We start from the raw sequence: 11,707 nt of genomic DNA, 5'->3' as shown, positions 1-11,707 counted from the left end.
AGCGGACAAAGATAAACGCGGTCGGGTATCAAGAAACCCCACCGCGTTTATTTTTTCTCTTGTTTTTCTCTGGTGTCCAGCATTTTATCAATCAGGGCAAGTAAAAGTTCCTAATCCCGCTGACTGCATTGCAGGATTAAACGCTGGATACGGTCAATAGTTTCACTTCCCCGCTCCATCTGTGGAGCAAGAATTTCATCAAATGAAGCACCAATGGCATTAACCAAACGAATCAGGACATCCAGACGCGGCTTCCGTTTGTCATTCTCGATAGCTGCCAGAAAACGAGAACTAATTTCAGCTCGATCTGCTATCTGTTCACGCGTATAATTTCTTTTTTCTCTGGCATAGCGGATTGAGCTGCCAAACGAGAAAACAATTTGTTGCCTTTTTTTAGACACTCTCCGTCACCTCACACAATATTATTTTACGATTTGCCGATATTATGTGAAATGATTGCAGAGTAGCTTTTTTACAGCTACTATCCATTCCTTGTTTCGGTCTAAGGAGGGAGCTGATGCTACACAAAGAAAATAGCCTGCCTGTTTTCGGCAGGCGTTCTTAACAAAGAAACCTGGCTATAAAATTGCGCCAGAAATAAAAAAATTTAGCTCCCGTTCATGGCATTTTCTGCGGCGCGGGATGGAACTATTAGTAGTCAATAAAGTCCTACAAAACAGAACGGACAAGAGCATGGGTCATTACCATGTTCCTGTCCGTTCTGTTTTATCTATTTTTCCTCGTTGTCGGTCGCCGCCCCGTTTCGATTCGTCCGCAAACCAACCCACGAATCGAAACGGAGGAACGACCATGAGCAAGGACAAAAAACAGCGTTATCTTTACATAGACGGCCAGGCTGTGCCGGTGACCGAGGAGGTCTACCGGGCCTATTGGCACTACACCGCCAAGGAGGATTATTTCACCCGCCAGCTGAAAACCGAACGGTTCTTGGCAGACCAGGACACCCAGACCGCAGCCTTCACTCCCAGCCGGGAGGATTTCTATGAGCGGCTTTTGGAACAGGACGAGCAGTTTGCCTGTGAGAGCAAGCCGGTGGAGGAACAGGCGGTTTCTTCCCTCTGGATGGAGGAACTGTTCAGCACCTTGAGTGAGGAAGAACAGCAGATCATCTACCAGCGCCAGATGCTGGAACGGTATGCCAGAGAACGGGGATACAACAACACCCGGTTCTATATCGACGACGGCGTGAGTGGAACAACGTTTCAGCGCTCAGGGTTCCAGCAGATGATCTCGGATATACAGTCCGGTCAGGTCAGGCGCGTCATTGTAAAGGATATGTCGCGGTTTGGGCGGGACTACCTTCAGGTGGGGATGTACACCGAGGTTCTTTTCCTGGAGAACGACATCCATTTCATTGCGGTGAACGATGGCGTGGACAGCGAAAAGGGGGAAAATGATTTTACCCCGCTGCGCAACCTGTTCAATGAGTGGTATGCCCGCGACACTAGCAAAAAATCCGGGCAGTTTTCCGGGCAAAGGGAACCTCCGGGAAACGCCTGAGCAGCCAGCCCGTCTATGGCTATGTTGCAGATAAAAACGGCGGCTGGCAGGAAGATCCCGAAACCGCCCCGGTTGTCCGGGAGATTTTCGCCCTGTTCCTGGCGGGCCAGGGGCCGGCGGTGATCGCCAGGATGCTGACCGACCGCAATGTACCCACCCCCGGCACCATCCGTTATCAGCGGACTGGGAATTTGCAGGGCTACTGCCCGGAAGCGCCATGCAAATGGGTCTACCAGACGGTCGGCTGCATCTTAGCGCGCCGGGAATACTTAGGGCATACAGTGAACTTCAAGACTACGAAAAAGTCCTACAAGAGCAAAAAGGTCATCCACAACAGCCCGGAAGAACAGGCTGTCTATGAAAATACACAGCCTCCCCTCATTGACCAGGACAGCTTTGACCGGGTGCAGGCTCTCCGGGCAACAGCAGACAGCGGCATATCAAATGCGGGGAGCCGGGGCTGTTTTCCGGCCTTCTGTTTTGTGCCGACTGCGGCTCCAAGATGTACCATCACCGGGGGCGGTCAGTAAAAACCGAGAAGGAGTATTACACCTGCGGCGGGTACAGCAAACGGGTACACCCCTGTACCACCCACCACATTACCCTTAATGTGCTGAAGCAGCTGGTTATGGCAGACTTACAGAGAGTGACCCAGTTTGCCGCAGAGCATGAAAAGCAGTTTGTCGATATGCTGGTAGAGGATTCCATGCAGGAACAGAAACGGGCCTTTGCAGAGATGCAGAGGACGCTGGACACCCAGAGGGCGCGGCATTCCGAACTGGATGTTATCATCCAGCGGCTCTACGAGGACAACATCAAGGGCAAGCTGAGTGATGAACGCTTTGCCAAGATGTCTGCCGGATATGAGGCAGAACAGGCCGGACTTGCAGACAACATCCAGGAGCTGACCGCAGCACTGTCAGAGAAAAAGGATAAGACAGCGAATATCAGCCGCTTCCTTTCTCTGGTGAAACGCAATCTCAGCTTCGAAGATTTGACCCGCGATGTGCTGAACACCTTCATCCAGAAGATCGTGGTACATGAGGTGGACAAAAGCAGCGGCCAGCGTGTTCAGAAGATTAACATTTACTACAACTTTGTGGGCAAAATTGAAGGGGCATAAACGAATCAATCAATCCCCAAGAAGTGATGAAAAAACGGGAAGCTGGCTTCAATTAAGTTGCCAGCTTCCCAATGTGAAAAGGTGTATCCCTAAAGCTTATGTACTAATCGCCATTTCTGGGCAGAAGGATATTATGTTAGCACAGTCGGATTAAATGAGGCTACAATAAAAAAATATATCCAGGACCAGGAAAAGCATGATATTGCAATGGATAAGTTAAGTGTAAAAGAATATGAGGACCCTTTTAAGGGTTAATGCCAAGTAGTAACAATACCCCTTAAGGGGTAGCGACGAGTCAAGAGTAATATGGCTTGAACGGGGCTGTGGGAAGGCTGTGTAAACAGAATTCCCACAGCTAAAAGAGAAAGCCAGCGCCTTGAGACGCTGGCCTAATGCTCATGTGCGATAAAGTAACACATAAGCATTTGATAGACAACCGCCCATTATTCCGTTACTATTCTTCAATATGGATTGAGAAAACCTCTCTGATACAGTATAATAAAGTGTCAGGGAGGTATCTCTATGAAGGAAAAAATACTAATCATTGAAGATGATTTTACGATACAAACACAGCTTAAAACTCTTTTGTCTGGGAATGGATATGAAGTATTTGCAGTTACGGATTTTTCCCAAACAATAGAGCAGTTAAAAGAAGCTGCGCCACATCTGGTTATTCTGGATATAAAACTTCCGGGGAATAACGGTTTTGAAATATGCTCTCAAATTCGCACCTTTTCAGATATTCCGATTGTATTTGTAACAAGTAGCAATACAGATATGGACGAACTGAACAGCATTATGCTGGGTGGAGATGCGTTTATCACAAAGCCTTATAATCCCGCTATTCTTCTTGCTAAAATTGCGGCATTGTTAAAGAAAGCCTACCGTTCCCCTCAAACAGAAATTTATATGTGGAAAGAAGCTAACCTGCATTTGGAGAGTAGCATGATAGAGTACAAAGGACAGAAAGCAGAATTGACAAAGAATGAATTGAAAATCCTTTACTACCTTTTTAAGAACGCCGGAAAAATCTGTTCCAGAAATGATATTGTGGATTTTCTTTGGGACAATCAGCTTTATGTTGATGATAATGCCCTAAGTGTCAATATTACCCGTATTCGTGACAAACTGGCAACAATCGGACTTGTAGATTTCATTAAAACAAAACACAGGCAAGGATATACATTATGAGTGGAAAACAATATTTGAAAAATCAACTCCCCGTTATTTTAATCAATCTGCTGGGTATGCTTGCCCTTGCCTTGTTTCTGATTGCAAGCGATAATCCTATCCAAACAGTCCTGTTTATTCTTGCGGTCTGGTCGATTGTCCTTGTTTTATCTTTGCTGACTTTTTATTTCTCACGAAAAAAGTATTTGAATAAAGTGCTCAATATGACGGAGCAATTAGAAGAACGATATTTATTGCCGGAAATCATGCAAGTGCCGGAAAGGGCTGATGAACAGGTTTTTTACCAGATTATGAAAATGGCTGAAAAATCTATGTTGGAACGGATTGGCGAAGTACAGAGGGAACGCAGGGAATATAAAGAATACATTGAACAATGGATACACGAAGTAAAAACACCAATTACAGCCATGAAGCTGCTGTGTGAGAATAACCGTTCTCCCTTTTCCAGAGAGGTATTGGCAGAGTTAGAGAATATCAATCAATATACAGAACAGGCGCTTTACTATGCCAGAAGTGAACACACTGAAAAAGACTATTCTGTCCGTGAAGTCAATTTATGCGATGTTGTGCATAGTGCAATCGCAGATAATAAGTATCTTTTGCGTCAAAGCAATATGTCAATTCAGATAGACGATATAGAAACAAAAGTTTACACCGATGAAAAATGGGTGCGGTTCATCTTAAATCAGATTATCGGTAATGCAATCAAATACCATGCAGAGCAGCCTATTTTGCACTTTGGGGCGACAAAAACGAATGACAAGATTGTGCTATCTATCAGCGATAATGGGATAGGTATTCCTAAAAGTGATTTACCCCGTATTTTTGAAAAAGGATTTACAGGTCAGAATGGGCGAACCGGGAAAAATTCTACTGGAATTGGCTTATATCTTTGCAAGCGTCTATGTGATAAACTGGGAATAGGACTTACTGCTTATTCCGAAAACAGAGGAACAACGATTTCACTTATCTTTCAAATGAATGATTTTATTATCGGAGTGCAGGGCTGATAGGTTCTGCACTTCTTACATTTTTGTAAGAACTGTGTAAGAAAACTTGATACAAAAAATGATATACTCCATTTACAATATGGGTATGGAACAGTTAAGGAGGTTTATCCGATGAATACAATTTTGAAGCTGGAGCATATCCAGAAATATTATGGCAATGAGGGGAATATTACCAAAGCCATTAAAGATATTAGTTTTTCTGTGGAAGCCGGAGAATTTCTCGGAATTATGGGTGCGTCCGGTTCTGGAAAGACAACGCTGCTAAACTGTATTTCTACGATTGATACCGTAAGTGCAGGGCATATTTTTTTAGAGGGAACAGATATAACGGAAATCAAACCAAAATCCCTTGCACGCTTTCGCAGAGAGAATTTAGGTTTTGTATTTCAAGACTTCAATTTGCTGGATACATTGACAATTTCAGAAAACATTGCACTGGCATTAGCAATCAATAAAGTCCCTGCCGGGAGCGTAGAACCCCGCATTTTGGATATAGCCGGAAAGCTGAATATCAGCGATATTCTAAACAAATATCCTTATCAGGTATCGGGCGGTCAAAAACAGCGTTGTGCCTGTGCAAGAGCAATTATCAACAATCCGAAACTCTTATTGGCAGATGAACCGACAGGAGCATTAGACAGCCATTCCTCACAAATGCTGCTGTCTACCATTCAAAGTATCAATGAACAGCTTAGGGCGACAATTCTTATGGTAACTCATGACGCTTTTACCGCCAGCTATGCCAACCGTATTCTTTTTTTGAAAGACGGAGAAATCTTTATGGAACTGCGCAAGGGCAACGACAGCAGAAGTGCTTTTTTTGATAAAATTCTGAATGTCCTTACCATGATTGGAGGGGGACAGAGCCATGTATGCTAAACTTGTTTTCAGAAATGCAAAACGGTCTGTAAAAGACTATCTGGTCTACATTGTCACAATGACAATCTGTGTTACCTTGTTCTATGCGTTCTTGTCTATTTCCAGTAGTTATTATAGCCCGGATATAGGCAGCGAGTATGATTTTACTCTGTTAAGTGACGGAATGAAAATTGCAATCTGCATGATAACATTGCTGTTGTTATTTTTGATACGGTTCGTCAATCATTATATGCTAAGACGGAAGCAAAAAGAGTTTGCTGTCCAGTCTATTATGGGAATGGAACAAAAAACTATTGGCAGGATTTTCTTTGCAGAAACACTGATTATGGGTATGTTTTCCATTTTGATTGGTATTTTTTGCGGTGTATTTTGTTCTCAATTCATTACCGCAATGCTCCTTACTGCTTATGGAAAGCCTTATGAAATCTCATGGACATTATTCCCGGATACCGTTTTATTGACAGTGGTATTTTTTGTGGCAAGTTTTTTTGTAGTAGGAATTTTCAATACCCGTACCATTCAGAAAACAAAAATTATTGATATGCTTTCCGCAGAGAAAGAGAACGAACCAGAGCTAAAAAAGAGCCGCTTCATTTCTGTTGTAGTAGTCCTCTTTGAAGTATTTACCGTATGGGGATTGATGACAGGAATACAAAAGGTCTGGTTTTATTATGACCCCCGCTTTGCGTTTTCAGTGCAGCTTATGTTTTGGGGAAATATTCTTTTTCCGCTACTTACTTTGCTGTGGTCGCTATTTTGCATAATCAGAAAGAAAAAAAGAGAGTGTTTCATTGCTGGTTTGCTGATATGTTCTGTATTGAACGCTTTTACAGCAGCCAGTGTTGCAGCATTAACAAATAAATATTATCTGCCTTTAGGTGGTGGAACGCTCAATCAATATCTGCTTTTTGTTGTGATTGACTTACTTTTCTTCATTTGTGCCTTCATTTATCTTACCAGTGGTTTGATTGTAGCATGGAAAGAAAAATCGCCAGAACACCGATACCATGAGGAAGCACTTTTCTTTTTCGGACAGATTACCTCAAAGCTGAATACGACCAGCAAGACTATGGCAGTCATTTGTATCACTTTGGTATTAGCAATTTTCATGTTCGTTGCAGCCCCTATTTTGACGGGCTGGTCGTCTGGTTATTTGGATATACGCTCTATGTATGATGTGCAGGTATATTCGAGATACAATGATGTTTATGAAGAAGAAAATCTGCCACAGGACAGTTATGAAATCATTACTGATTTTCTGGCAGAACATAAAATAGATACAGACTATGATTGCACTTTCAATCTATATCTGCCAGAGAAAGACGATTTTCACAACAGACAGAAATATAATTTTCCGATTGTGGCAATTTCTTTAAGTGATTATAACACCATAAGGAAAATGTTGGGTTATGAACAGATTTCTCTGGGGGAAGATGAATTTACGACACAATGGGCGGCAATCGCCACCGAGGAAGAACGGGATAGCTTTTTGAAAGAGCATACCAGTATTTTGACAGACGCAGGAGAATTGACTCTTTCCGAGCAGTCCTATTATGAGGAAGCAATCGGAGAAACAGCGTACAATTCCTATACAGATATACTCTATGTACTTCCAGACAGTATTTGTGAAAAGCTGTTGCCGGTAATAAAAAACCGCTATATCACAACAGAAGAAAACATCTCCTATGAAAATGCAAGGGAACTGGAAAAACTTTTTACAGAGGAATACCCAGAGCAAGCAGAAAGCGGTGTTATGTATGGAATACGGTTCAGTACATTACAGAGGAACAGTACAATAGCAAATAATTTTGTTTTACAGGCTGCAATGCTTTATGGTGCTGTTGTATTGATGATTATATGTCTTACCGTACTTTCCTTGCAACAACTCTTAGACGCAGGACAATATAAATATCGCTTCTCTGTACTCCGAAAATTGGGGGTGGAGGAAAAGCATATCGGAAAACTTATCTTGCAACAATTAAGTGTTTGGTTTGGGTTTCCAATTATCACAGCAATCATTGTAGCTGCTGTTGTAATAGCTTACTTTATCCAAACCATATCAGCAGAAATTTCAGCCTATATCGGGTTTGGTGCATTGATGTTACAAATAGGGGCAACAATGGGGATTTTGGCAATTTTATTGATTTGTTACTTCATAAGTACATGGATTATTTTTAGGCGTTCTGTTAATCCATAGTGAGTGCAATTTATAGCAAACCCAGCCGAGCCAGTCAACGGCAAGTGAATGGGCTTCGCCCACCGTTGACAGCCCCGACTGTCCTTGCTGGTGGGTAATCAAGGGGCGACAGCAAAAAAGTGCTGCCGCCCTTTCCCATAATCGAAGAAAGGGGGATTTTCCATGACTGAATACGAAGCCTATCAAGAACATATCCGCTATACCCATGATACCTACTGCCGGATTGTTATTCGTCATGCGTCCTTTGACGCTGCCCGTATGCTGGCGGCGAGGTGGAAACGGGAAATCTCCCTTGAATACTTGACCGAAGAAAAGTTTGTCCCACTAAGCACCACAGACGAGTATTTTCAAGTGCCGGACTATGGCGAAACTTATCCGTTCTCTGTCCGGGGGCAGACGATATTTTTAGATAGCTGCTCCCTTGCGGCGGCTCTTGCCGGGCTGCCGGAACAGACGCAGGAGGAAATCTTTTTGTATTACTTCCAGCACTTGACGCAGAAAGAAATCGGAGAACAAAGCGGCTGGACACGCAGCACAATCGGGCGGCATATTCAGCTTGCCTTGAAGCGGCTGAAAAAGGAAATGGAGGTGTTGTCCCATGAGTAACCGACTTCTCCCCTATGACACGATAATAAAGGCACATGAGGGCGACCCCATAGCGATACAAGCTGTCCTTGACCGCTATGCTGGATATATCCGCTACTTCTCCAAAATGAACGGCTATTATAACTCTGATATGGAGGACTACATCAAAACAAAGCTGATTGAAAGCCTGTTCAAGTTTCGGCTTGACCGATAACATAAAAACTGAATATCCCGCCGCCCCGCAGCGGCACATGAAGCAGTAAATCCGAAAAAGATTTGCTGCTTTTTTTGCACCCATTTTTGGCAAATTTCCAAAAGTTCCGTATTAGACAGTGAAACCAAAAAAGGCTGCCGTTTTTTTCAGACAGCGGGCAAAATGCAGCTTCCGAAACGCCTTATTGTCGGGAAAGACCGAGCCGCCGGAAAAGTTCTTACCGAAAAGTCCGTCCATTCTGCTCTTTTGTGGTTTGTAGGGAGTAAGGGGGAAAATGCCAGCCCGCCGCCTTTTATGAAAAAAGCTGGTTATAGATTTCCCGAAAAAGTGGCAGTAGCAAGTGAACGGCAGTCCGGCAGTTTCTTAGAGCAAGATTCTACCGCAGTACCAAAATTCGCTTATCGCTCATTTTGCCCCTGCGGGAATCTTGTTGGGGAGTGCCTTCCCCAAACCCTGCCATGCGGCTTACGCCGCTTAAAAATCCCTCAAAATATTTTTTCGGATTTTTCAAAAACAGTTCCGCTTCACACCCTGTTTTTCTCCTATTAGTGAGAGGACACCACGCACAGCCGAAAGGAGGTTTTACCATGCGAAAACGATATAACACGCCACACCGCAGCCGGGTAGTTAAGACACGCATGACCGAGGAAGAATACGCCGAGTTTGTGGAAAGGCTTTCTGCTTACAACATGAGCCAAGCCGAGTTTATCCGGCGAGCCATAACCGGGGCAGCCATACGCCCTGTTATCCATGTGTCGGCAGTCAATGACGAGCTGCTTGCCGCTGTCGGAAAGCTGACCGCCGAATACGGAAAAATAGGTGGCAACTTAAACCAGATAGCCCGGACGCTGAACGAGTGGCACAGCCCCTACCCGCAGCTTGCCGGGGAGGTACGGGCGGCGGTTTCCGACCTTGCTGCCCTAAAGTTTGAAGTCTTGCAGAAAGTGGGTGACGCTGTTGGCAACATTCAAACATATCAGCTCTAAAAATGCGGACTATGGCGCAGCGGAAGCCTACCTCACTTTTGAGCATGACGAGTTTACCATGAAGCCCACCCTTGATGAAAACGGGCGTCTGATACCGAGGGAGGATTACCGCATTTCTTCCCTCAACTGCGGGGGCGAGGATTTCGCTGTTGCCTGTATGCGGGCGAATCTCCGCTATGAGAAAAATCAAAAACGGGAAGATGTGAAAAGCCACCACTATATCATCAGCTTTGACCCACGGGACGGGACAGATAACGGCTTGACCGTAGACCGGGCGCAGGAGCTGGGCGAGCAGTTCTGTAAAGAACATTTCCCCGGACACCAAGCCCTTGTATGCACCCACCCGGACGGGCATAACCACAGCGGCAATATCCATGTGCATATCGTCATCAACTCCCTGCGGATTTACGAAGTCCCGCTTCTGCCCTACATGGACAGACCAGCCGACACACGGGAGGGCTGCAAGCACCGCTGCACCAACGCCGCTATGGAATATTTCAAGAGTGAAGTCATGGAGATGTGCCACCGGGAGGGGCTTTACCAAATCGACCTCTTGAACGGCAGCAAGGAACGGATAACAGAACGGGAATACTGGGCGGCAAAGAAAGGGCAGCTTGCCCTTGATAAAGAGAACGCCGCCAGAGAAGCCGCCGGACAGCCGACCAAGCCCACCAAGTTTGAAACGGACAAGGCGAAGCTGCGCCGGACGATACGGCAGGCACTTTCCCAAGCTACCAGCTTTGACGAGTTTTCTTCCCTTTTGCTGCGGGAGGGCGTGACCGTCAAGGAGAGCCGGGGGCGGCTTTCCTACCTCACGCCGGACAGGACAAAGCCTATCACAGCCCGGAAGCTGGGGGACGATTTTGACAAGGCTGCTGTCCTTGCCCTGCTCACGCAGAACGCCCGCAGAGCCGCCGAACAGACCACAGCCATACCCGAATACCCCCACACCCAAAAGGAACGCTTGCGGGAGGAAAAAGCCGCAAAAACCACCCCGGCAGACAACACCTTGCAGCGCATGGTTGACCGGGAAGCCAAGCGAGCCGAGGGCAAGGGCGTGGGCTATGACCGCTGGGCGGCAAAGCACAACCTAAAGCAAATGGCGGCTACCGTTACCGCCTACCAGCAGTACGGCTTTTCTTCCCCGGAGGAACTGGACGAAGCCTGTTCTGCCGCCTATGCCGCCATGCGGAAAAGCCTTACGGAGCTGAAGCAGGTGGAAAAGACGCTGGACGGGAAAAAGGAGCTGCAACGGCAGGTGCTTGCCTATTCCAAGACCCGCCCTGTCCGGGACGGGCTGAAACAGCAGAAAAACGCCAAAGCAAAAGCAGCCTACCGTCAGAAGCACGAAAGCGACTTTATCATAGCAGACGCAGCCGCCCGCTATTTCAAAGAAAACGGCATTTCCAAGCTGCCGGGCTATAAAGCCCTGCAAGCCGAGATTGAAAGCCTTATCCAAGAGAAAAACAGCGGCTACAACGATTACCGGGCAAAACGGGAGGAATACCGCCGCTTACAGACTGTCAAGGGCAATATCGACCAGATTTTACGCCGGAGCGAGCCGCAGCGCAGAAAGGAGCAGAGCCATGAACGGTAATATCCCCCGCATGGACTACCGCCAGTACCGGGCAGCCCGCCGCCTTGTGCATGAGTGCTGCAATTATGACGGCGGGAACTGCCTGCTGTTGGAGGACGGCGAGCCTTGCGTGTGTGTGCAGAGTATCAGCTATTCGCTGCTCTGCCGCTGGTTTACCGCCGCCGTCCTGCCCCTTGATGAAGCACTGGAAGCCGCCCTCATGCGCCGGGGAAGCCGGAAACGCTGCGCTGTCTGCGGGGCGTTCTTCTTCCCAAAATCCAACCGGGGGAAATACTGCCCGGACTGCGCCGGACGCATGAAGCGGATAAATGCCGCCAAACGGAAGCGGAAACAAAGGGAGAAATGTCACGCTTTAGGGCATTTCAAACCCGCATAAATCAAGGCTTTTTTGGAGGGTGTCAAAG

The 11,707-nt window shown here is 46.2% G+C and carries 14 protein-coding genes and 1 pseudogene; 14 read left to right on the top strand and 1 reads right to left on the bottom strand.

The genetic code is table 11. The features are described from left to right. Positions 1-110: 110 nt before the first annotated feature. Positions 111-401 carry a helix-turn-helix domain-containing protein gene (locus ACI6NM_RS03980; protein ID WP_438501040.1) on the bottom strand — a complete coding sequence of 97 codons (291 nt, stop codon included), beginning with the start codon at positions 399-401 and terminating at the stop codon, positions 111-113. A gap of 409 nt (positions 402-810) precedes the next feature. On the opposite strand from ACI6NM_RS03980, the gene ACI6NM_RS03975 reads away from it, so the two are divergent. From ACI6NM_RS03975 to ACI6NM_RS03910, 14 genes and pseudogenes are all read left to right on the top strand, one after another. After that, positions 811-1,521 carry a recombinase family protein gene (locus tag ACI6NM_RS03975; RefSeq protein WP_438501039.1) on the top strand — a complete coding sequence of 237 codons (711 nt, stop codon included), beginning with the start codon at positions 811-813 and terminating at the stop codon, positions 1,519-1,521. Continuing rightward, a complete protein-coding gene (locus ACI6NM_RS03970; protein WP_438501093.1) occupies positions 1,476-2,051 on the top strand; it encodes a recombinase family protein in 576 nt (191 codons plus the stop codon). Before ACI6NM_RS03975 ends, ACI6NM_RS03970 begins: the two co-directional genes overlap by 46 nt. Next, the gene (locus ACI6NM_RS03965) at positions 2,024-2,644 is read left to right on the top strand and encodes a DUF4368 domain-containing protein (RefSeq protein ID WP_438501038.1); all 621 of its coding nucleotides are present in this window, start codon (positions 2,024-2,026) and stop codon (positions 2,642-2,644) included. The genes ACI6NM_RS03970 and ACI6NM_RS03965 overlap by 28 nt, the downstream gene beginning before the upstream one ends. A 105-nt stretch (positions 2,645-2,749) precedes the next feature. Then, positions 2,750-2,899, top strand: a pseudogene (locus tag ACI6NM_RS03960) (transposase); the annotation flags it as partial. Between the two features lie 267 nt (positions 2,900-3,166). Further along, positions 3,167-3,835: a response regulator gene (locus ACI6NM_RS03955; RefSeq protein WP_438501037.1), complete on the top strand. Its 669-nt coding sequence runs from the start codon at positions 3,167-3,169 to the stop codon at positions 3,833-3,835. Beyond that, positions 3,832-4,845 (top strand): ATP-binding protein, encoded by a 1,014-nt coding sequence (locus ACI6NM_RS03950; RefSeq protein WP_438501036.1) that lies wholly within the window; start codon positions 3,832-3,834, stop codon positions 4,843-4,845. The genes ACI6NM_RS03955 and ACI6NM_RS03950 overlap by 4 nt, the downstream gene beginning before the upstream one ends. Before the next feature lie 111 nt (positions 4,846-4,956). Next, positions 4,957-5,724: an ABC transporter ATP-binding protein gene (locus ACI6NM_RS03945; RefSeq protein ID WP_118626739.1), complete on the top strand. Its 768-nt coding sequence runs from the start codon at positions 4,957-4,959 to the stop codon at positions 5,722-5,724. Beyond that, on the top strand, positions 5,714-7,921 hold the full coding sequence (locus ACI6NM_RS03940) for an FtsX-like permease family protein (protein ID WP_438501035.1): 2,208 nt from the start codon (positions 5,714-5,716) through the stop codon (positions 7,919-7,921). The genes ACI6NM_RS03945 and ACI6NM_RS03940 overlap by 11 nt, the downstream gene beginning before the upstream one ends. A 162-nt stretch (positions 7,922-8,083) precedes the next feature. Further along, on the top strand, positions 8,084-8,527 hold the full coding sequence (locus ACI6NM_RS03935; RefSeq protein ID WP_438501034.1) for a sigma-70 family RNA polymerase sigma factor: 444 nt from the start codon (positions 8,084-8,086) through the stop codon (positions 8,525-8,527). After that, positions 8,520-8,720, top strand: coding sequence for a helix-turn-helix domain-containing protein (locus ACI6NM_RS03930; RefSeq protein ID WP_007054579.1), 201 nt, complete (start codon positions 8,520-8,522; stop codon positions 8,718-8,720). Before ACI6NM_RS03935 ends, ACI6NM_RS03930 begins: the two co-directional genes overlap by 8 nt. A 162-nt stretch (positions 8,721-8,882) precedes the next feature. Further along, entirely contained in the window at positions 8,883-9,269 is a 387-nt protein-coding gene (locus tag ACI6NM_RS03925; RefSeq protein ID WP_438501033.1) for a hypothetical protein, read from the top strand. 38 nt (positions 9,270-9,307) lie between these two features. Further along, positions 9,308-9,706 carry a plasmid mobilization protein gene (locus ACI6NM_RS03920; protein ID WP_438501032.1) on the top strand — a complete coding sequence of 133 codons (399 nt, stop codon included), beginning with the start codon at positions 9,308-9,310 and terminating at the stop codon, positions 9,704-9,706. Further along, on the top strand, positions 9,678-11,303 hold the full coding sequence (locus ACI6NM_RS03915; protein ID WP_438501031.1) for a relaxase/mobilization nuclease domain-containing protein: 1,626 nt from the start codon (positions 9,678-9,680) through the stop codon (positions 11,301-11,303). Before ACI6NM_RS03920 ends, ACI6NM_RS03915 begins: the two co-directional genes overlap by 29 nt. Continuing rightward, complete coding sequence (locus tag ACI6NM_RS03910) at positions 11,293-11,679, top strand: cysteine-rich VLP protein (protein ID WP_438501030.1); 387 nt, start codon at positions 11,293-11,295, stop codon at positions 11,677-11,679. The genes ACI6NM_RS03915 and ACI6NM_RS03910 overlap by 11 nt, the downstream gene beginning before the upstream one ends. Positions 11,680-11,707: the final 28 nt, after the last annotated feature.

It is taken from the genome of Pilosibacter sp. YYHA0881, assembly GCF_051602715.1.
In the GTDB taxonomy this organism is placed as follows: Bacteria; Bacillota; Clostridia; order Lachnospirales; family Lachnospiraceae; genus Alitiscatomonas; species Alitiscatomonas aceti.
This window is presented reverse-complemented; position numbering and strand designations above follow the sequence as displayed.